Annotated in this window: 18 protein-coding genes; 7 read left to right on the top strand and 11 right to left on the bottom strand. The window is 47.5% G+C overall.

Going from position 1 to position 20,435, the window contains the following annotated elements:
• Positions 1-39: 39 nt before the first annotated feature.
• A complete protein-coding gene (locus F0L74_RS09145; protein WP_149837556.1) occupies positions 40-4,719 on the top strand; it encodes an nSTAND1 domain-containing NTPase in 4,680 nt (1,559 codons plus the stop codon).
• A gap of 50 nt (positions 4,720-4,769) precedes the next feature.
• On the opposite strand, the gene F0L74_RS09150 is transcribed toward F0L74_RS09145, so the two are convergent.
• Complete coding sequence (locus F0L74_RS09150; protein WP_149837557.1) at positions 4,770-5,537, bottom strand: hypothetical protein; 768 nt, start codon at positions 5,535-5,537, stop codon at positions 4,770-4,772.
• A 112-nt stretch (positions 5,538-5,649) separates the two neighbouring features.
• On the opposite strand from F0L74_RS09150, the gene F0L74_RS09155 reads away from it, so the two are divergent.
• The 3 genes from F0L74_RS09155 (at position 5,650) to F0L74_RS09165 (ending at position 10,418) form a co-directional block, all read left to right on the top strand.
• Entirely contained in the window at positions 5,650-6,516 is an 867-nt protein-coding gene (locus tag F0L74_RS09155; RefSeq protein WP_149837558.1) for an MBL fold metallo-hydrolase, read from the top strand.
• Positions 6,517-6,615: 99 nt separating this feature from the next.
• Positions 6,616-9,705 (top strand): sensor histidine kinase, encoded by a 3,090-nt coding sequence (locus F0L74_RS09160; RefSeq protein ID WP_149837559.1) that lies wholly within the window; start codon positions 6,616-6,618, stop codon positions 9,703-9,705.
• Positions 9,706-9,776: 71 nt separating this feature from the next.
• Positions 9,777-10,418, top strand: a complete 642-nt coding sequence (locus tag F0L74_RS09165) for a response regulator transcription factor (protein ID WP_149837560.1) — start codon at positions 9,777-9,779, stop codon at positions 10,416-10,418.
• On the opposite strand, the gene F0L74_RS09170 is transcribed toward F0L74_RS09165, so the two are convergent.
• The gene (locus F0L74_RS09170) at positions 10,419-11,195 is read right to left on the bottom strand and encodes a helix-turn-helix transcriptional regulator (protein WP_149837561.1); all 777 of its coding nucleotides are present in this window, start codon (positions 11,193-11,195) and stop codon (positions 10,419-10,421) included. It abuts the gene before it with no gap.
• 190 nt (positions 11,196-11,385) lie between these two features.
• On the opposite strand from F0L74_RS09170, the gene F0L74_RS33630 reads away from it, so the two are divergent.
• Both F0L74_RS33630 and F0L74_RS09175 read left to right on the top strand, forming a co-directional pair.
• Positions 11,386-11,739, top strand: a complete 354-nt coding sequence (locus tag F0L74_RS33630; RefSeq protein ID WP_213086930.1) for a hypothetical protein — start codon at positions 11,386-11,388, stop codon at positions 11,737-11,739.
• Between the two features lie 12 nt (positions 11,740-11,751).
• Complete coding sequence (locus F0L74_RS09175) at positions 11,752-12,702, top strand: cytochrome-c peroxidase (RefSeq protein ID WP_213086931.1); 951 nt, start codon at positions 11,752-11,754, stop codon at positions 12,700-12,702.
• Between the two features lie 44 nt (positions 12,703-12,746).
• Here the strand turns inward: F0L74_RS09175 and F0L74_RS33235 are convergent, their stop codons facing one another.
• The 7 genes from F0L74_RS33235 to F0L74_RS09205 all read right to left on the bottom strand — a co-directional run bounded on the left by F0L74_RS33235 (position 12,747) and on the right by F0L74_RS09205 (position 17,158).
• Positions 12,747-12,905 carry a hypothetical protein gene (locus F0L74_RS33235; RefSeq protein ID WP_188315932.1) on the bottom strand — a complete coding sequence of 53 codons (159 nt, stop codon included), beginning with the start codon at positions 12,903-12,905 and terminating at the stop codon, positions 12,747-12,749.
• A gap of 72 nt (positions 12,906-12,977) precedes the next feature.
• The gene (gene sigZ, locus F0L74_RS09180) at positions 12,978-13,547 is read right to left on the bottom strand and encodes an RNA polymerase sigma factor SigZ (RefSeq protein WP_149837562.1); all 570 of its coding nucleotides are present in this window, start codon (positions 13,545-13,547) and stop codon (positions 12,978-12,980) included.
• A gap of 11 nt (positions 13,548-13,558) precedes the next feature.
• Complete coding sequence (locus F0L74_RS09185) at positions 13,559-14,332, bottom strand: metallophosphoesterase family protein (protein WP_149837563.1); 774 nt, start codon at positions 14,330-14,332, stop codon at positions 13,559-13,561.
• A 1-nt stretch (position 14,333) separates the two neighbouring features.
• Positions 14,334-15,413 carry an ACR3 family arsenite efflux transporter gene (gene arsB, locus F0L74_RS09190; protein ID WP_149837564.1) on the bottom strand — a complete coding sequence of 360 codons (1,080 nt, stop codon included), beginning with the start codon at positions 15,411-15,413 and terminating at the stop codon, positions 14,334-14,336.
• An 11-nt stretch (positions 15,414-15,424) separates the two neighbouring features.
• A complete protein-coding gene (locus tag F0L74_RS09195; RefSeq protein ID WP_149837565.1) occupies positions 15,425-15,916 on the bottom strand; it encodes a GNAT family N-acetyltransferase in 492 nt (163 codons plus the stop codon).
• 6 nt (positions 15,917-15,922) lie between these two features.
• Entirely contained in the window at positions 15,923-16,768 is an 846-nt protein-coding gene (locus tag F0L74_RS09200) for an arsenite methyltransferase (protein WP_149837566.1), read from the bottom strand.
• Positions 16,769-16,828: 60 nt separating this feature from the next.
• Positions 16,829-17,158, bottom strand: a complete 330-nt coding sequence (locus F0L74_RS09205; protein ID WP_149837567.1) for an ArsR/SmtB family transcription factor — start codon at positions 17,156-17,158, stop codon at positions 16,829-16,831.
• A gap of 229 nt (positions 17,159-17,387) precedes the next feature.
• On the opposite strand from F0L74_RS09205, the gene F0L74_RS09210 reads away from it, so the two are divergent.
• Positions 17,388-17,903, top strand: a complete 516-nt coding sequence (locus F0L74_RS09210) for a YciE/YciF ferroxidase family protein (RefSeq protein WP_149837568.1) — start codon at positions 17,388-17,390, stop codon at positions 17,901-17,903.
• Between the two features lie 78 nt (positions 17,904-17,981).
• Here F0L74_RS09210 and F0L74_RS09215 read toward each other — a convergent pair whose 3' ends face one another.
• Both F0L74_RS09215 and F0L74_RS09220 read right to left on the bottom strand, forming a co-directional pair.
• Positions 17,982-19,970, bottom strand: a complete 1,989-nt coding sequence (locus F0L74_RS09215; RefSeq protein WP_149837569.1) for a PAS domain-containing sensor histidine kinase — start codon at positions 19,968-19,970, stop codon at positions 17,982-17,984.
• Entirely contained in the window at positions 19,970-20,422 is a 453-nt protein-coding gene (locus F0L74_RS09220; RefSeq protein WP_149837570.1) for a response regulator, read from the bottom strand. Before F0L74_RS09220 ends, F0L74_RS09215 begins: the two co-directional genes overlap by 1 nt.
• Positions 20,423-20,435 lie beyond the last annotated feature (13 nt).

Raw genomic sequence — 20,435 nt, forward strand, 5'->3', positions numbered from 1 at the left:
CGCCCCAATATTCCTAATCTGATAAACGCCCCCAAAAGTATGGACAATGGAATGAATGCGGTGTCCGTAGGTTCCCCATTTTTCAAGAATAGCAAGGCTTACCTGGTTGCCATCAGCCGCTATGCTTCCCCGCATATAAACAACCTGTCAAGCCCGGCTAAAGACGTGGCTGCGTTAAAAAACGTTTTGGAAGAGCAGCATGGGTTTACTATCGGGCCGGTGGATCATTGCAAAGATGGGAAGGTTTTTGCTATCTCCAATCCTTTGCTGGATTGCAGCGGGCACACGTTGTTAAAATTCCTTTCCGGAATAAAAGCGGAGCACGAAGACAGGCTCTTATTCTATTTCGCCGGGCATGGTATTGCTATTGACAGCAATGACCGGCCGGAAGGTTTTTTGCTGGCATCCAATGCCAGGGCGGGCCAGGAAAAGACGTTTGTCAAGATGAATGATATCATGTCTATCCTGGGCAAGTTGCCTTGCAAACATCTACTGGTCATACTTGATTGTTGTTATGCAGGCGCTTTCCGCTGGAGTGAGCGCACCAGGGGCCTGGGCACTGCGGCCATCCCCAAAACGATCTATTATGAGCGGTTTGAGCAATATACCAAACATAACGCCTGGCAGGTGCTTACCTCCTCTGCGCATGACCAGATGGCTATTGACACGCTACGGCTTGGCAAAAGGGAAAGCGATGGAGAAACGGATGAGCTGTCCCCGTTTGCACAAAAGCTGGTAAATGCCCTCAAATCCGGGGAGGCGGACTATTCCTCAGAAGCTATACCGAAGGACGGTATCATTACCGTGGCGGAACTTTGTCTTTATCTCGAAAACAGCGTTTTCCAGCAATTATATAGCGCCGGTATATCACGGGAGAAACGGCAGGCGCCCATGCTCTTTCCGCTGGAGAAACATGATAAAGGACAGTTTGTTTTCCTGAACCCAAAGCTCCAGGAGGAGAACAGGATCCGGTTGCTGCATAAAACGGGCCGTAATCCGTATAAAGGCCTGGATGCTTATGCCCCGGGGGATAACGGTTTGTTCTACGGCAGGAAGCGGGTGATTGAAGATGGCTGGTCAGTTGACAGTACCTATTATCCGTCCTTACGTAAAATTATCACTGCGCACCGGATAGTGGTAGTAACCGGGCCATCCGGTATCGGCAAATCATCCCTGATACGGGCGGGCCTGTTACCACTTTATAAAGCATTGGGGTTTGACAGCTGGCACGAGATCCGTCCCGGTAAAAAGCCTTACAGCACACACGCCGCGTTCCTGGTTGAATGCGGGAACGATCCACAGCGGCGTATTATACTTGTGGATCAATATGAGGAACTGATCACGGAATGTAATAACGAAAAAGAACGGAACGATTTTGAACAGGCCCTGGCCATGCTACCTGACCGGCATACAGTTATTGTCAGCATCCGCTCAGACTTTGAAGCCCATTTTAAGGAAGGTTTTATTGCACCTGTTGCCAACCGTAACGGTTACCACCGGTTTGTGGTACCGCCATTTGCCCGGCAGGAGCTTAAAGAGATCGTTACACAACCTGCCGCACAGGAAGTGCTTGAATTCAAACCACTACAGGCACAGGACGAAAAACGCAGCAGCGAGGATTTTATCAACAGGATCGTAGACGAGGCACATCAACAACCGGGTTCCCTCCCACTCCTGTCTATGGCGCTGGCTGAGCTATATGCAAAAAAAGAGGGAGTAAACCTGCTGGAGGCGGTATACAACCAGTTCAGCGGCATATCAAACATCATTGAAAGAAAAGCAACGGAAGCTTATGAAACCTATCAGGGAAATCCACGCAAACAGCAGCTCTTCAGATTCCTTATTTACAGGATGATATCATTGGATGGCGGAGAAATTGCCAAAAGAAAAATATTCACCCGGTATTATACGGATCAAGGCAACAACGAAACACTGAATGATCTGTTATTTTCAGATCCTGATGCGACGGCTACCATCCAGGAGATCAAGATCCACCTGGAAAAAGAAAGGTTACTGAACTCCGGCACAGATGAAAAAGGGAATGAATATACAGAACCTGCACATGACGCCCTGCTGCGTTCCTGGCCCATGCTGCTAAACTGGTTAAATGAAGATCCTGAAAATACCGGCAGAACAGAAAAAAACAACCTGCTCCTGCATGAGGCTATAAAGGATACTGCCATAGAATATTATAAAGAAACGGATCCCAAAAGGAAAAATAAGTATCTATGGAAAACGGACCCAAGGCTAAGCCTGGCGAGAAGGCCGGAAATAACAGCCAGGCTTAACCAAATAGAGCATGCGTTCATTGAAGCATCCTATAAAGCAAAGGTACGCGGCGCCAGAAGGAATATTGCCATTATTACGGCGGCGTTCCTGGTCATTGGCGCGGTAGCGGTGATCGCCGTTATACAGGCAAAGATAGCGCAGGATACTGCTGCCAGGAACAAAGCGCTTTACCTGGCCAGTGAAAGCGACAAATATCTGCCTTCGGATGCTATCAGGTTGTTGGAATATGCCGCCAGCTTGTCTCCGGAAGAAACCAGCGTGATGCAGAAGCTACAAATGCTGACGGGTTTTGCTACTGACATTAACCTGTTTACGCTGGCCAATATGGAACATCCTAAACAAGTGATGACAGCGGATTTTAATACCAGCTCCCGCACACTGGTAAGCGTATGCCTTGAAGATTCCGTGGCCAGGTTATGGAATCTTAAGGGAAGGATGCTGGCCGTTCTAAAACCCGCTACGCCATCGGAGGTCAAGGAAGCGATCTTCCTGCACAATAAGGAAAATAATATCGTAGTACTGTCTGGTACGGAAAAGACCAGCTATATTTCCATATTTAGCGCCGGTGGAACCCTGTTACGGGAGAATAAAATAGATGGCAGCCTCCAGCACCTCAGTCATTCATTTTCCGGCGCTTTTCTTTTTGGACAGCCCAGTGTTGTGATAGATATGAAAAATGTGCGGGGAGCACTCATCCCCCGCATCTTACAGGGAGAAGCCATCTATCCCTATCCTGCCAGTGATAGCTTTATCGTAAAAAACGACAACAGGTTACAAATATATGGACCAGATGTATCCATGCCCGCTTATTCCTTTCTTGTTGATCCTGAACTGAGATACCTGACGATCGATAAATTTGGCTACTGGATGTTGCTTACGAGCGGGGAGGATTCCAAAGGATCGACCGCGCAGTTGCTTCGCCTGGGCGACAGTATCCCAGTATTTGATCTGCGCAGGGATCTCAGTGAGATAATAATTGCCAATACCGGTGATGTGAATATATTTTATAAGGACTCCATGTTTGCCTTTAATGAAGAAAACAAACACACCTACGTAACTACGGAAACTGACCTAAGCTTCTACCAGTCACAGGCCGTTGGCGGCAGCTATATTACCGTTCTCAATACGCAGGATGAGTATGGCAACAAACTGAGTGATGAGGATCTTACTACTACGATCGGCCTGGGCGATCATTTCAGGAAGATCAGGTATAATGGTGTTTTCTTTGCTTCATTTGACAGCCTGGATGCCAAAAAACTATCCTATGACAGGAATGTGATCCGCTACTGGGATTTTAACGAAAGGGCATTTGAAAGCCGGTTTTTTGGGCCTACCGAAACCCGCCTGGCGAAATATGTAGATGGCGGTAAAAAGAAATATGTTTTCTCAAATATAGATGAAGATGCGGACTCTGTTATCTGTTCCATCTCCGATGAACAATCCTACCATGAGCTTTATTTAAGCGGATCTTACCTGGTTATAGAAAAGTTTCCATTATTCTTTGCTATTGATGAGGATTCGTGTCTGCAGTTCGAATTCAGGAACAACCAATTTGAACGGATCAGCCAAACCGTTACGGGAAGAGCGCTCGATTATCGCAAGCTGGCAGGCAACAACCGTTTCTTTTATGGCATAGCCGATAGTAACAGGATAATCCGGCTATCCCTCCCGGACGGCAAGACAGACAGCTTTACCATCAACAAAAAAACTATTATCAACGATTATTATGAAATGGCCGGCAGGGAGGATCAACTTTTTGTAATTGACAGTTCTGGAAATTGCTTTATATGTTCCCGGCAGGGCAAGACAGAAAAATTTGATATCCCAAACGAACCAGGCAGAAAGGTCAGGCAGTCAGATGATCACCGGTTCCTGAGCTTTACCCTGCGAAGAGGCGTGTTATTGCTGGATCTTTCTGATCTTACATCCAAACTGGTAGCGATAAAAAACGAGGAAATATTTGATGCATCCTTTTTTCCTACATCCAACAGGATGCTGATCTGTACACGTAACTACAATAATTACCTTTATAACATAGCAGGCGATAAACTGCGTTTCTTCTATACCAAGGAGTTTATCAGCGCCGGCGATTATGTTTCGCTCCGGTTAAATGACTCTTTCTCTGCGAATGAAGTTTTCTTCTCCCAAAATGGTAATGCATTTATCCTAAAAAGCGAGAACCGCTGCTCTCTATTTGACGGGGATGGTAAAAAGCTGGTAGACTATGACCTGAGCTTATTGAATAATGCGGTCTTCGTCAGCCTCTCTGAAACCGGCGAAAAGTTTATTGCTATGACGGATGATAACGTAACCAGGGAGATCTATACCCCCGCCGGGATCCTTGCATGGTTAAAACATGCGAACATTCCCCCTTTGTCGAAGAAGCTAAGGGACCAATATGATCTGCCTTTACCGGAGAAAAAACCTTAATCAGGGGAACCCTAAGCGCCGGTCTGGAAAGGCTGATCAACCCACCATCATTACAGCGGCTTATTACCTGCATTCTTTGCCGCCTCCTTCAGCCATTCCCGTTTTTCCTTTGCGAGATTTGCCTGCTCGTCTTCATTATCCAATTTCCCTGATTCCGTAATATAGCTGAACGCCGAGGCTACGACAGCGCTTCCTACAATTTTGGTTATTGTCAACGCGGTACCGCCGGGAATAACATGGAATACTATGCTCGATACTGGATCAACCGCGGCGCTAACTGCGCCACCAACATCCGCTTTCCAGGGCAACCGCCTTACCTTTTTTCCCAGCTTCCGCCAGAAAGAATCTGCATTCTGCAATTCCTTGTCCCAAAAGTCTACGCTGGCATCTGCAATAGCCAGTGCCAATAACACAAAGTTTTTGTCTTTATCATTGTATTCCCCGGCAAAGACCTCATTTTCTACCTGTTGTATCCGCGCTTTGATCTCCTCAACATTATCGGATTCAAATTTCAGCAAGCTGGTGATCATTTCAATCGCGTCCTTCCCTAGCTCTGCCTGGCGCAGTTTTTCACCAAGGTCGCCTTTATTGGTTTTACTAAGTATGTCCGCGATCATTGAATAACTGATCGCCTTATCAGCTTCTGTTGTCTGACCTGTGACAACGGCTAAGTAATCGCATACTGTTTCAATGATCAGATCCAGGGAAAGACCATCCCTTGATTTGCCCGATAGTTTGTCTACTAGGGAAGTAAGGCCTTTATTATGGAGCGCTCCATATTTCCTGAAGGGATTCACATTGACCGGCTGATTGTCCATTGGGGTTGATTTAAGGTTGAGGATAATTGTATTATAAGTAATATAACGATTTTCTTTACAATTTCAAATAGTGTCATAATTTTGCCACTTGATCAAAAACACCAACTTTAGCATGGACCTTACAATCTCCGGATATTCGACCGCATTATTTTCCACCTGGTATTTCATAGAAGAATTAGGCTTACTATTCGATTGTGGCGATGGTGTTGTTTCGTCTTTATTACAAAAAAGCAGAAAGGTTGACAATATATTCATTTCACATGCTGACAGGGACCATATAACGGGTCTTTTGCAGTTTAATCAATTAAATGCAAGGCAGGGTTTCCCTGTCATCCACCATCCGCGGGACAGCGGATCGTTTCCGCCGCTGAGGGATTTTTCAGTAAAATTTGATCCACATGTACAAGGCGCTGTCTGGAAACCCATCATTGACAGGGATAAGATCTGGATAAAAAAAGACATTTATGTGGAGGCGCTAAGGAACAATCATGTTGCGGCCAGTGAAAATATCTACAAAAGCTTTGGGTTTAAGGTGGTGAATGTAAAAACCAAACTGCGACCGGAGTATGTTACCCTGCCGCCCGTTGAAATAAAGAAAACAATTGAAACGCTGGGTAAGGAAGCCACACATACCAACGTTGAAACAATACTGCTATCCTATAGTGGCGACACTCCTCCGGAAAACTTTGCATATTGGAATAATTCGAAAGTATTAATTCATGAAGCTACTTTCCTGGGAGGAGATCATATCCAACCACATGGCAATAAACACAGCACGCTTGAGGAGGTCATAAGATCGGTTGCCGCGATCAATATTGAATGTCTGATCCTTGGGCATTTTTCTTCCAGGTATTCCGATGAACAGATCAATAGCAGGATAAAGGAGCTATGTAAGCAATATGCCATCCAGATCCCAGTATACAGCGTGCTGCCCGGAAAAACGGTTATTGATATTTTATCGGGAGCGCCGGTGTGTTAACCCCGTATCTTTTCTTATTTTTGTTACGACAGGATATATCAACCCCAAAGGCCTTTGCTGGATCAACAGGAACTGTTTCTCATCTGGTTTTAGATAGCCATGCCATTCAGATCAATTTTTACTGCCGCCGTACTGTTTTGCCTTGTAGGGAATTTACAGGCACAGGCTCCGCACCTGTATTTCGAAAGACTTACTACAGAAAACGGCTTGTCGCACAATATGGTCAACTGCTTTTTACAGGATAAACGCGGTTTTATGTGGATCGGAACAGAGAATGGGCTGAACCGTTATGATGGCCATACCTTTACCGTATTCCGGAATGAGCCGGGTAATGCCGCCTCGCTTTCAGGAAATATCATCACTGATATCATAGAAGACAATGACCAGCTTTTATGGATCGCCACCGCAGACGGCGGGTTAACCAAGTATGATCACCGCCTGCCCCCTGCGGAGCAGTTTAAACAATACCGGCATTCGCAGACAGACAGCGCATCGATTCCCGTCAATATTATTAATACCCTGCTATACGACCCGCATGGCTATCTCTGGCTGGGCACCGGCGGGAAAGGGATATGGCGCTTTGATAAGCGCACGGAACGGTTTGACCAGCCGGTAAAAAAAGGCACCCAGGGGATCCTTGACCTTTGTATGGATGCCAGTGGCATTATCTGGGCGGGCCGGCAGGGAGGCGGCCTCTTAAAGATCAATCCGCGTGATCTCAGCTACCAGATGGATGAACGATATACCAACCTGTATGCCAACCTGCCCCATATGAGCGTAACCGCACTGTTTTGCGACCGTAAAAAGAATATGTGGTACGGCTCATGGGATAAAGTGATCTACCGGTTCAACGCCGCTACCGGCAGAGAAGAAATGTTTGAAGAGAACAAACACCCACCGGGTTTTCTGAATGATGAGATCTCCAGCTTTGCGGAAGACCATAACGGGCTGCTATGGATGGGCGGCGGCAGTAAGGGGCTGCAGGTATATGATCCGGTACAGCAACGTTTCTATCATTACGGCTATGATCCGGCGCTGGAGGGCACGGTTAGCGCGGACCGGATCAATTGCATCTATACTGATAAAGATGGCGTAGTATGGCTGGGCACCAGCAAAGGCATCAGCATCCATCACCCATTGCAAAAACAATTTGAGCAGGTATTCCTTCCTCCCGTAGCAGGGGATGAAAAGCGCCCCACTATCTATGATCTTTACCGGGACGATAATAATGATCTGTGGATCGGCGCCAGTAATGGCCTGTATATCTATCACCCTGCCACGGGCTCTTTCCGGCATTTGCCGCTGCAGTATAATGGCGTTTCCCTGAGCGTTACAAAATTCTTCCGGGATGAAAACGGGGCCATTTACCTGGGCACCAACTACTCCCTATTCCGCTTTAATGCGCAAAACCACCAAATAACGTTACTGCCCAATACGGAAAAGGACGCCGTAATGAACAAGATCATTAAATCGAGGGTGGTATCTATTGTGCGGGACACGATTGACGGCCATCCGGTGCTGCTGGTATCACCCTATGGGCATTTCCTGGCGTATTATGATCTCACGGAGCAGCGCTGGGTATCGCGGATGGATACGGTACGGAATATACTGCCGCGTTACCACCTTACGGATAATCTTATCAGGAAGATCTTCAAGACCCGCAGTGGAAAAATATGGCTGGCCACCACCAGGACCGGTCTTGGCAACTGGGCCAAACACCCGCATCCGTGGGTGGAATACCTGTATAATAACCCTGCCATGCCGGGCACTATCAGCAATGATAATGTATATGATATGGCGGAGGACGATAAGGGTAATCTGTGGCTAAGCACCTATGGCGGCGGATTGAACTATTTTGACACCAGCTCCCGCAGGTTTACCCATGTACCGGATTCTGAAAACCTGCTGGAAGGGCTCCAACTCGATAACAAAGGACATGTATGGATGATCAGTAACGGGAACCTGCATAAATACGCTCCCGAAGACAAGTTATATTTTTCCTACCAGCTGCCGGATATTGAAAGATCCGGCGGCGTATCCGGCCCCATCTGCAAAGATCGTAATGGCCATATGTGCGTGGCGGGGCCTGGGTATTTCATCACATTCAACCCAACGGCGCTGATCAGGCAAAACCGGCAGCCCAATATCTATTTTACAGACCTTAAAATATTCAATACCTCTTACAGCCAGCTGTTAGCAAAAGATAAGATCATCCTGCGCCACAACCAGAACTATTTCAGGATCGAATTTGCCGCGCCCTTCTATTCCCCGGGACGCGATGTACGGTATGCCTATCAGCTGGCAGGATGGGATAAGGACTGGGTAGAGATAGGGCAGGAACAGTTTGCGCAGTTTTCCAACCTCCGTGGCGGGGAATACGTTTTCCGGGTAAAATCCAGTAATAGCCAGGGGATCTGGAGCGAAAAAACGGCCAGCATCCGTATTGTCATTATCCCTCCCTTCTGGCAGCGGTGGCAATTCTATGTGCTATTATCCCTGCTGATCATTGGCGCCCTCTTTGGCATTCACCGCTACCGGGTCAATGAGCTATTGAAGAGACAGGCCATCCGGAATAAGATCGCCCAGGACCTGCATGATGATGTGGGCTCCACGCTGAGCAGTATTGCCGTATACAGCCAGGTAGCAAAGATATATTACGAGCAGCAACGGCCGGACGCGCTGAAAGACACTATTGACAAGATCAATGACACGGCGGGTGAAATGATCGTAGACATGAATGATATCGTTTGGGCCATCAATCCCCGTAATGACAGCATGCACACCATCTTGCAGCGGATGGAATCTTTTGCCAGGCCGCTGACGACGGCAAAAGGCATCAGTTTCCATTTTGATACTGATGAGGACGTGCAACAGATCAGCTTAAGCATGACGCGCCGTAAGAACTTTTACCTCATCTTCCGGGAATCAGTGAATAATGTGCTCAAATATGCCGGCTGCCGGCATTTATGGGTAAAGGTCAGGAAGGAGCACCATCACCTGGTGATGATCATACAGGACGATGGCAAAGGATTTGAGCCGGAGAAAGTAAAGATCAATGCCTCCCAGTCGCTATCAGGTAACGGATTACACAATATGCAGATGCGGGCGGAGGAAATGAAAGGCAGTTTAACCATTACCAGCCGGCCCGGACAGGGGACCACCATCCAGCTACGGTTTCCGGTTACTTAACAGGACGCCTCCCCAGTTTTGGGGATTGCGGTATTGCATAATTTACAAGAACTTAGATAATATCTCCACTTATGAGCATACGCATTGCAATATTTGACGATAACAAAAACGTAAGGGACGGTATCGCATTGTTATTAAGGACCGTACCCGATGTAGAAATAGCCGGTTCCTTTTCCCATGCATTGGATTGTGTACAGGACGTCCGGAACAGCCGGCCGGATGTGATCCTGATGGATATTGAGATGCCCGGCATATCCGGCATTGAGGCGGTGCGCCTTATCAAACAAGCATTTCCGGATATACAGATCTTAATGCAGACCGCCTTTGAAGATGATGAGCGCGTATTTGCGTCGATCTGCGCCGGCGCTTCCGGGTACATCCTGAAGAACCATCTGGACAGCCTTTTAACAGATTCCATTGCCTCCCTTCAGTGCGGTGGCGCGCCTATGTCGCCTTCCATTGCCCGTAAGGTGCTGGAAAAACTGCAGCAGATGCCGGTACAAACAGCGCCCCCTGTGGATTACCACCTCTCTCCCCGCGAAAAGGAGGTGCTGGCCTGTATTGTGGAAGGGCTGAGCTATAAGATGATCGCAGACCGGCTGCATATCAGTTACGAAACGGTACGCAGCCATGTAAAAAAGATCTACGAAAAGCTGCATGTAGCGTCCCTTACAGAAACCGTGGCAAAAGCTATTAATCATAAGCTGATCTGATCATACGGCAGCCGCCAGTCCACTTACATCCAACCGGTTCAGGAGCTCAATTACATTATTGACCTGGAATTTTTCGAACAGCTTCTGCCGCATGTTCCGCACCGTATTGGGGCTGATACGCAGGCAGCCGGCCGCCTCTTTTATGGAAAGCCCTTGTTTCATCAGGGGGATCAGCTCGTTCTCGCGGGGCGTAAGCTGAGCGGTAGCCTCGCTGGCGGCATAATATTCCAACACTTTTTCGTTATACCCCGTTTTATAAGCTGTCATTTTGAAACCGGAGAAGGTCCCCTCATGGCTGATATCCCGGAGCAACAGGAAATACAGCCGCTGCCCATTCTTTAGCCGGATCATAGCCTTTTCGTCATGGATACAGATATACCTGCCATCTGTCCGCAATACCCGGTAATTGAATATAAACCGGAACCTGTCATGTTCTTCCGGGTCTTCCTTCTGGAGCAATCCTTCGAGCAGATGAATGCCCTTGTTAAAATCGGCCATATCCGCCGGGTGCACGCGGTCGAAAAAATTATCCAGATGCCAGGTTTCAATACCGATGGACGGATCAAGCCCTAACAGATCGCGGAAATTTTCACTTATGTAAAAAAAGTTCGAGTGCATGAACCGGCAGGTGCAGATGGTCCATTCAGGAAAGATCCTATGCAGGTTGCAGAAGGTGTGCATGATCTCCTCGTCTATTTCTTCCGCCTCCCGGTGATCAGGATCGAGAAAGGAAATGATGTGATTGACACGCCTCTTCAATAAAAGATGTGAATGCATTTGGGGTGTTCAATTTAAATTAAATAATACTGCTACAGAAAAATAAGTAACAAACTTAACCTTCTTTCAAATACCCGGCAATCCCCAAATGTGGGGAGGTGGCGATGGTAGAAATTCACTATTTCCCGCGGCTCCCAATGCCAATAATTTTGTGCCCGTTAAAACAATTGCGTAAAAAAAAAGAATTGTTATGAAAATTGTATTGCTCTATGTGGCCGTAATGGCATCCATTGTAATGGCCGAAGACCGCCTCACCGGCAGATGGGAAAGCCAACCCTCCCCCAAGGGTAATGTAACCGGCGTAGTCTTTAAAACGGATCACAGTTTTGAAGGGTATGTAAACAAAAAACCCTTTGTAAGCGGAACATATACGCTCCAGGACGACATATTTACCTTCAGCGATAATGGCTGTGAAGGAAAAAGAGGCGTATATAAGATCTTTTTTTTCAGTAATGCCGACTCCCTCCGCCTTATCCCGATAGTAGACAGCTGCGCTGAAAGAAAGCAAGGAATGAGCAAGCTAGTCATGGGAAGAGTAAAATAATCCGCTATTATCATGAAACAATTGATCATTTCAGGTGCTGTCGCGATCGTTGTGCTGCTGGTTCCCATGTCCTTTAAGGATAAGGAGCCGGCAGACATCGCCGGACTGGGCGCGTTGCTGTTCTTTGATCCGGTCCTTTCTGTGGACCGTACGATCAGCTGCGGCAGCTGTCACCAGCCCAGCCATGCTTTTGCTGATACCGGTATGGTAAGCACCGGCGTAGGCGGCCGCAAAGGCGTGCGTAATACCCCCACCGCCATGAATGTAAGACTGCAGAATTCCTTTTTCTGGGATGGCCGCGCCGCCAGCCTGGAAGAGCAAGCCCTGGCCCCAATTGCCAACCCCATCGAGATGAACCTGCCGGTACCGGTGGCTTTGCAGCGCTTGCGGCAGCAGCCTGCTTACCGGCAGTATTTTAAAAAGCTCTTTGACCGCGAGCCGGATAGCAGTAGCCTGGCCGCCGCCCTGGCCGCTTTTGAGCGTACATTGGAAACCAGTGACAGCCCGTTTGACAACTGGAAATTCAGCGATGATCCTGCGGCGGTTAGCGATGCCGCTAAACGCGGGTTTACCCTTTTTAATGGTAAGGGTAAATGTGTGCAGTGCCATTTTGGGGCTGATCTCACCCAGCGCGATTTCCGGAATATAGGCCTGTATAATGGTACTACGCTGAATGACAGCGGGCGTGCCGTGGTTACCGGACAGCCGGGCGACCTGGGCAAGTTTAAGACCGGATCGCTGCGTAATGTGGCGGTTACGCCGCCCTATATGCATAATGGCATGTTCAGAACACTGGAAGAGGTGATCGAGTTCTATAATGAGCCGGAAAAGTTTGTGCCGGATGCCGTAAACAGGGATAGTATACTGGCAAAGCCGCTGGGTTTAACGGCGGATGAGAAAAAAGATCTGCTGGCCTTTCTCCATTCACTGACTGATAAGCGGTTCAGTGGCCCCACTAATTAGGTTTACGTACAAAAGGCTCCGGAACCGGAGCCCTTTGCGTTTTCTTAATGACAACACTGTCCACCGCAACAGTTTGTCTGTTTTTTACAGCACTGTTCTTTCTGGACAGCTGCTTTTTGTTTTTTAGCTTTTCTATCAACGCCGGCAGCCATCGCTGCGGTAAGGCCTATAATACAAAGGCCTGCTAAAACTAACTGTTTCATCTGGATAAGAATTTGTTTAAAAGTGGTTTATCCACTATATGACGCAGGTTCCTGGAAAAGGATGCAGGATTTTCAGCAATTGCCGGTTTTACAGTGTGCGCTGCTGCAGCAGGATAAGATGTTGCCGTATTTATCAAACTCATAATTACAGCATTGGAGGATGATTTCCTTTAGTTTCTCCCGGGCGCGCTGCACCCTGGATTTGGCTGCCGGAAGGGAAATATCCAATTTGTCTGCCAGTTGTTGCTGTGTGTGTCCTTCCAGCTCAGTAAGGATCAGCGCCTGCCGGTAAATTTCCGGTAAGGTTTCGATCATCGGACGGAGGCAACAGTCTGCGAGCTGGTATTCGCTTAATTCGTCCTGTTTGTCTTCCAGCAGGCTGATGATCTCATCATTTTCCAGCGCTGGCGCCCGCTGCTGCTTACGGTGGTAATCAGTAACAGCGTTATGCGCCATCTGGAATAAATAGGCCCTGATATTCCCGGCTTTCTCTATTTTCCCGATGTTAATGTAAACTTTGAGATACAGATCCTGCAGTATATCGTTGCATTGGTCCGTATAATTCAGCTTCTGGTGGATGAAAGTCTCCAGGGATCCGCTGAATTGTTCCCAGACGGCGAGAGATGTTGTTTGTATATCCATTGGCGGGTCTTTTATACGCCTCTTCTGAGGCTTTCAGCATAGGCATCTGGCAAAGGACTGTTCTCTACGGCCTGAGCGGCTTTTTCCACATCATATGTAAAGCGGATAAACTCCACCTGGGCGGCGTCTTTGTCCAATACACTGCTGTGCTCATTGAGATGTAATAATACATACCCTCCCCTGGGATCGCCATCTTTGGGCTTACCTACGGAGCCAATGTTGATGGCATGGCGGTAGTGCGGACCTTCTCCCGGTACGGCGGGTAATATGCGATGATAGGGTTTGTGGGTATGGCCAAAGCACATAATATCCGCATCAGCGTCCTGCATGATCCGGAGCAGGCTCTTCTCGTCCCGGTCCTCAAACAGGTACTCATTGATCTTCCGGGGGCTGCCGTGTACCAGCAGGAGATTTAGCCTGTCGTTGTTTAGCTGGAACTCAATTTTGAGATGGGCAGGCAAAGTGCGGAGGTATTGGCGTTCCTTTTCTTCCACGATCTGATTGGTAAAAGAAATAGATACGGCGCCATTCGCTTTTTCAGCATCTGTTTTGTAAGCACAGCCGCAATCGTCAATAGCCCGGCCAATACCAAAATCATAATTACCGGCGATGGCAGGGATACGGCGCTTACGAATTTCCCGGATCACTTCATTGGGCCAGATGTTGTAACCTACCAGGTCGCCCAGGCAGTAGATGGCATCCGGCTGACGGGTATCTACATCGTTAAAGAAAGCTTCCAGCGCCGGTAAATTGGCGTGAATGTCACTGAATAGTGCGATTTTCATATTATGCGCGTTGTAATGTTGCAGGTCTGTAATATTTCTTTCTGAGCCAGAAGGCAACGTTCACCAGTGCGATCAGCGCTGGTACTTCTACCAGTGGACCGATCACGCCTACAAAGGCCTGTCCGGAGTTGATGCCGAATACGCCAATAGCTACCGCGATAGCCAGCTCGAAGTTGTTGCCGGCAGCAGTGAAGGCTATTGATGTGTTTTTTGAGTAGTCTGCCCCCATCAGCTTCCCTAACAGGAAGCTGACCAGGAACATGATGGCGAAATAGACCATCAACGGTATGGCGATCCTTACTACGTCCAGCGGAATATGAACGATCAATCTTCCCTTAAGGCTGAACATCACCACAATGGTAAATAAGAGGGCGATGAGGGTGATGGGTGAAATAAACGGTATATACTTTTCGCGGAACCAGGTTTCTCCCTTCCAGGCAATAAGACCGTAGCGGCTGATAATGCCCGCGGCGAAAGGAATGCCAAGGTAGATGGCTACGCTTTGGGCTATTTCTCCTATAGTAACCTGTACGCTGATCCCTTTCATCCCAAAAACCGTTGGAAGCCATGTAATGAAAATATAGGCGTATACACTATACAACAGTACCTGAAATATGCTATTGAGGGCAACCAGTCCGGCGGCGTATTCGCGGTTACCGTCTGCCAGCTCATTCCATACAATGACCATGGCAATACAGCGGGCCAGCCCTATAAGGATCAAGCCGGTCATGTACTCCGGGTAGCCATGCAGGAATAATACTGCCAGCCCAAACATCAGCGTAGGGCCGATGATCCAGTTAAGTAACAAGGATACTGATAGCACCTTTTTATCCTTAAATACTTCGCCCATATTTTCATAGTGCACCTTTGTCAGCGGCGGGTACATCATCAATATTAACCCGATGGCCAGGGGAACATTGGTGGCGCCACTGGAAAAAGAATTAATAAAAGTGGCGGTGGATGGCCAAAAGTAACCTAATCCAATGCCCAGGGCCATGGCAAGTAAGATCCATAGCGTAAGATATCTGTCCAGGAAGCGGAGTTGTTTACGCTGCGCCGGATTACAATTTTGAGTGCTCATGTGTGTGTTATTTATACGCCTGTGGTAGTGCTCCTCCGCTCCAACAGCAGCGTATCCCGCCATTGGCCGTTCATTTGCCCGATCTTCTCCCGGCGCCCTATCAACCGGAAACCGCATTTCCCGTGCAGCTTTACGCTGGCTGTATTTTCCGGGAATATGCCGGCCTGCAATGTCCAGAAACCGTTTTGCTCGCTGGCCGCTATAAGCGCATTCAGTAACAAGGTACCTGTACCTCTCCCCTGCGCTTCAGCAGATATGTACACGCTTACCTCCCCAACGCCGGCATACACGCATCTGCCGGATACCGGCGTAAGCGCGGCCCAGCCGAGTAGAACCTGGTGCTCGTCTATGGCTACAAGCCGGCAGGTTTTGACATGGGACCGATCCCATTCCTCCCATCCGGGTGCGGAAGTCTGGAAAGTGGCGTTGCCGGTGGCTATGCCGCTTTCATAGATGGCTTTTACCTGTGGCCAGTGAGCGGCCGTCATTGGAATGATCTGCATAATGAATTATTTACAACAGTCAGGCCCGCAGCATGTTTGAGCCGCAGCAGGTTTTTCTGCGTATACGGTAACGCTGTAGATACCTGTGTCTGTGGCCCTGAACTGCGCAATCTCTTCCGCGCCCAGATACCCGGCCAGTATATCATCAGGAATGGTGATCAGTTTCTCCTTCTGGATGGTGATGTCCGTAAAGCCATTACCTGTTATTAAGCGCAGGTACGCTTCCTTTTGGATAGCGCCGGATACACAACCAGCATACATCTCTGCGGCAGCCTGTATTGCAGGCGGCAGCTCTCCCTGCAGTACAATATCAGAAATACTGAAATGGCCGCCTGGTTTCAGGACACGGAAGATCTCCTTAAATACGCCGTCTTTATTGGGTACCAGGTTCAGCACACAGTTGCTGACGATCACGTCTGCTGTATTAGCAGTCACCGGTATGTGCTCAATATCTCCCTGGCGGAACTCCACGTTGTTAAATTGTAGCTTCTCCGCATTTTCCCGGGCTTTATTGATCATAGCCGGAGTAAAATCTATGCCGATGACCTTACCGGTTTCTCCTGTTTCCCGCCGGGCAATAAAGCAGTCATTGCCGGCGCCGGAGCCCAGGTCTATTACGGTATCTCCCTTCTTAATATGGGCAAACTGTGTAGGCAGGCCGCAGCCCAGGCCCAGGTCCGCATCCGGGTTATAACCTTCCAGCGTGGAATAGTCATCACTCATGATGTTGTATACCTCGGTGGAGCAACCACCGGCGCCGCAACAGGAGGCCTGGTTAGCTGCTTTATCCTGTAAAGCGATCTCGCTGTACTTCTGTTGCACCATCTCCTTTAATTGTTGATCAGTAGCCATAACAGATGATAGTTTATTATCTTATTATTGCAATATTGCGATGAATTCAGACAAAAAATTTTAACAGCAGGAGCCGTCCAGGTTTACGTCTTTAAAGAAAGCGGAAAATAGCTGCTGGTATTGTTTCCAGATTTTAGGATCAATACAATAGCAAACGCTGGCGCCTTCTATAGTGCCCTGGATAAGGCCGGCCGCTTTCAGCTCTTTGAGATGCTGAGAGGTGGTGGCCTGGGCCAGGCCCAGCTCATCTACCAGATCCCCGCATACGCAGGCGTTCTTTTTTACCAGGTACTGGAGAATGGCAATACGGGCAGGATGGGCAATCGCTTTTGCCATTTGGGCAATGTCGTTCTGTTGTTTTGTAAATAGGTCTGTTTTAGTGGCCCCCATGATCTTATGCCATTACGTTATCGCAATATTACGATTGACAAACGGAATTTCCAAAAATAATATTCCAATCTATTACACCGGATACCTTTTATTTCGCAACCTGTTGAAATAGTTCCACATCAAAGCCTTGTAAGTGACGTTAATATGCCGGGCCTGCATATATCTACAGCTTAAAACATCCCCTCCTGTGCTGGCATGAATTTGGCCTGACATCTAAAAAGCACAAATCATGGCTACATCAACGAAAACAAAAGAAGCAGTGATGCCCAATGCACACTTGCATGAGTTATTTATAGATGAGCTTCGTGACATTCTCGGAGCGGAAAAACAATTGCTGAAAGGTCTCAAAAAGATGGAAAAGGCAGCCACCAGCCCTTCGCTAAAAAGCGCTTTTGGAGAACACTACACTCAAACAGAAGGGCAAATTGAACGTTTAAAAGCGGCCTTTGAGTCCGTTGGTTCGCCGGCGCGGGCAAAAAAATGTAGGGCAATGGAAGGTTTACTGGGGGAAGCGGATGAAATAATTGAAAATTTTGAAGAAAGCAATGTACTCGATGCAGCGCTCATCTCCGCAGCCCAAAAGGTAGAACACTACGAGATCGCAAGCTATGGTTGTTTGGTAACCTATGCTAAGCTAATGGAGCACACAGAAGCGGCAAACCTTCTTGCAGAAACCCTTGCCGAGGAAAAAGACACCGATAGCAAGCTTACTGAAATCGCAATGAGCGAAGTAAACGAAGGATAGTTTATCTATATACACCCTGGCTTAACGCCAGGGTGCTTTATTTCTTAGGAATAAGTGTACTATATTACTGTTTCCCCACTACTTTACGGGTAGATATACATAAAAGCATGCCCCTTTTCCCGGCGTACCCTTTGCCCTTATAAATCCGGAATGGCTTTCAACTATCTTTCTGCATATGGACAAACCGATACCAGTGCCCTCGTATTGGGACCTCCCATGTAGCCGTTGAAAGATAGAGAAAATAAGCTCCTCGTGCTCTGAATCGAATCCTATCCCATTATCCTGGAATGACAGCTCTATATACTCGTTCTTCGTAAGATGTTCAGGAGGGCTTTGTAGCTGCTGTTTAGCCACCAGCTGAGATTTGATTTGGATAAGGGGTTTTTTATCGCTGAATTTTAACGCATTTCCGATCAGGTTTGCAAACAACTGTGTGATCTGATCGGGATAAACCTCAATGGACGGAAGCGGATCGTTGATGATTGTTGCGTGCTTCTCCTGGATCAACAGTTCGAAATCAAAAAGCACCGTTTCAAGTACCATATTGAGATCTGTATAGATCTTATTTCCTTTCTCTTTTCCCAGGCGGCTGTAATCCAGTAATGAATTGATAAGCGCCCTCATCCTTGCGGTTGATATTTTGATCTTCTCAAAATAGCGTTCCATCATTTTTTTGTCATGCAGATTGTGCTGAATAATGTCTGCAAATGTCTGAATCTTACGCAGGGGTTCCTGCAGGTCATGGGAGGCTATATAGGCAAACTGCTCCAATTCCAGATTTTGCCTTTCCAGCATTATTATGTATTCCCGCATTTTATCATCTGCAAGTTTACGTTCAGTCAAATCCCTTGTCACCTTTGAAAAACCCAAAATATTACCATTCAGGTCATGGAGGGCAGTTATTGTGATGCTACCCCAGAACTTGCTACCGTCCTTTCTTACCCTCCACCCCTCGTGGGTGGCTTTTCCGGTAGTGATTGCCTGGTTTATGAGCTTTTGAGGTAATCCTTCCGCTTTGTCCTTATCCGTATAAAATATCCGGAAGTTGGTCCCTATGATCTCCGTTGCTTTGTATCCTTTTATTTTTTCCGCACCGGCATTCCAGTTAAGTATGTTACCATTTTCATCCAGTAGGATAATGGCGTAATCCTGTACTTCTGCTATCATCTGATGATAACGTTCTTCACTCTTCTGCAGCTCGTCATTGCGTTGCTGAAGCTCGCTTGATGTCTGCTGCAGGTCATCTATCAGATTCTTTTTTTCGGTCAGGTCACGGGTAACCTTTGAGAAACCAATAATGGATCCATCGTCGGCGTGCAGCGCTGTTATCGTAATACTTCCCCAGAACCTGCTACCGTCCTTCCTAACCCGCCATCCTTCGTCCACAGCTGATCCGTTGTCGATGGCCTGCTGCCTGAGCCTGTCAGGACGGCCATCGATCCTGTCCTGTAATTGATAGAATATGCGGAAATTTTTCCCTATTATTTCTTCCGCTTTATATCCTTTGATCCTTTCGGCTCCCAGGTTCCAGCTCATGATATCCCCGTCGGGACTCAACAGGATAATGGCATAATCCCGCACTTCACTGACCATTTTATGGTATTGCTCTTCGCTTTTCCGCAGGGCTTCATTTCTTTTTGCGAGCGTTTCTGCAGCTGTCTTCAGCTCATAGTCCGTATCTCTTTTAGCGGTGAGATCACGTGTGATCTCCGTAAAATTGACAATAGCTCCGTGCGAGTCATGAAGTGCTGTTATTACCGTGCTTCCCCAGAATCTGCTGCCGTCTTTCCGCATCCGCCACCCTTCATGCGTAACGTTACCATGCTGCTTCGCTTTCTCAATTAATTTTTCCGGAAGTTTATTTCTCTGGTCGGCCGGCATGTAAAACTGTCTAAAGCTCTTTCCAATGATCTCGTCCGTTTTGTACCCCTTGATCCTTTCAGCCCCTACATTCCAGTTTATAACATCTCCATTAACATTCAAAAGGATGATCGCATAATCTTGTAATTCAGTGACCATTTTTGGGCCCGCTCCTGCAAAATGTGGTATATTATCAATTGAGCTCATCAATTATGTTTAAAGATTGAAACAAGCGCCTCTATTAACGAGGAAAAACCGGTGGGTTTAACCAGGTAATGGGCCGCGCCAATTTCGCTACATTTTTGAATTATTTTTGTTTCGCCTGATGTGGAGTACATTATTACCCTGGATTTTCTCAGATGATCCAGCTGTTTGATCTGTGACAGGCATTCCAGGCCATTCAGCTTAGGCATGTTAAGATCCAGAAAGATGTAGTCCGGTACAAATGAAACATCCTTTTTTAATTTATCCATGGCCTCCAGGCTGTCACTCAGCGCAGTACAAACAATGTCTTTATCAACTTCCTTCAATGCCATAATAAGGATTTCCTGATCATCCGGGTCATCATCCACCATTAAAACTATTTGCTTACTTTCTTTCGCCATAGAGATTAATGTGGGCTGAGATGAATATAACGTGTTCCTTACCATATCGTCCATATGCCATGCGGTT

Source organism: Chitinophaga agrisoli (assembly GCF_008386695.1).
In the GTDB taxonomy this organism is placed as follows: Bacteria; Bacteroidota; Bacteroidia; order Chitinophagales; family Chitinophagaceae; genus Chitinophaga; species Chitinophaga agrisoli.

What these genes read in the sequence shown, in the direction of transcription:
- F0L74_RS09145 (WP_149837556.1), top strand. Translation starts at nt 40, where the DNA reads ATGGACAATGGAATGAATGCGGTGTCCGTAGGTTCCCCATTTTTCAAG.
- F0L74_RS09150 (WP_149837557.1), bottom strand. Translation starts at nt 5,537, where the DNA reads ATGGACAATCAGCCGGTCAATGTGAATCCCTTCAGGAAATATGGAGCG.
- F0L74_RS09155 (WP_149837558.1), top strand. Translation starts at nt 5,650, where the DNA reads ATGGACCTTACAATCTCCGGATATTCGACCGCATTATTTTCCACCTGG.
- F0L74_RS09160 (WP_149837559.1), top strand. Translation starts at nt 6,616, where the DNA reads ATGCCATTCAGATCAATTTTTACTGCCGCCGTACTGTTTTGCCTTGTA.
- F0L74_RS09165 (WP_149837560.1), top strand. Translation starts at nt 9,777, where the DNA reads ATGAGCATACGCATTGCAATATTTGACGATAACAAAAACGTAAGGGAC.
- F0L74_RS09170 (WP_149837561.1), bottom strand. Translation starts at nt 11,195, where the DNA reads ATGCATTCACATCTTTTATTGAAGAGGCGTGTCAATCACATCATTTCC.
- F0L74_RS33630 (WP_213086930.1), top strand. Translation starts at nt 11,386, where the DNA reads ATGAAAATTGTATTGCTCTATGTGGCCGTAATGGCATCCATTGTAATG.
- F0L74_RS09175 (WP_213086931.1), top strand. Translation starts at nt 11,752, where the DNA reads ATGAAACAATTGATCATTTCAGGTGCTGTCGCGATCGTTGTGCTGCTG.
- F0L74_RS33235 (WP_188315932.1), bottom strand. Translation starts at nt 12,905, where the DNA reads ATGAAACAGTTAGTTTTAGCAGGCCTTTGTATTATAGGCCTTACCGCA.
- sigZ (WP_149837562.1), bottom strand. Translation starts at nt 13,547, where the DNA reads ATGGATATACAAACAACATCTCTCGCCGTCTGGGAACAATTCAGCGGA.
- F0L74_RS09185 (WP_149837563.1), bottom strand. Translation starts at nt 14,332, where the DNA reads ATGAAAATCGCACTATTCAGTGACATTCACGCCAATTTACCGGCGCTG.
- arsB (WP_149837564.1), bottom strand. Translation starts at nt 15,413, where the DNA reads ATGAGCACTCAAAATTGTAATCCGGCGCAGCGTAAACAACTCCGCTTC.
- F0L74_RS09195 (WP_149837565.1), bottom strand. Translation starts at nt 15,916, where the DNA reads ATGCAGATCATTCCAATGACGGCCGCTCACTGGCCACAGGTAAAAGCC.
- F0L74_RS09200 (WP_149837566.1), bottom strand. Translation starts at nt 16,768, where the DNA reads ATGGCTACTGATCAACAATTAAAGGAGATGGTGCAACAGAAGTACAGC.
- F0L74_RS09205 (WP_149837567.1), bottom strand. Translation starts at nt 17,158, where the DNA reads ATGGGGGCCACTAAAACAGACCTATTTACAAAACAACAGAACGACATT.
- F0L74_RS09210 (WP_149837568.1), top strand. Translation starts at nt 17,388, where the DNA reads ATGGCTACATCAACGAAAACAAAAGAAGCAGTGATGCCCAATGCACAC.
- F0L74_RS09215 (WP_149837569.1), bottom strand. Translation starts at nt 19,970, where the DNA reads ATGAGCTCAATTGATAATATACCACATTTTGCAGGAGCGGGCCCAAAA.
- F0L74_RS09220 (WP_149837570.1), bottom strand. Translation starts at nt 20,422, where the DNA reads ATGGACGATATGGTAAGGAACACGTTATATTCATCTCAGCCCACATTA.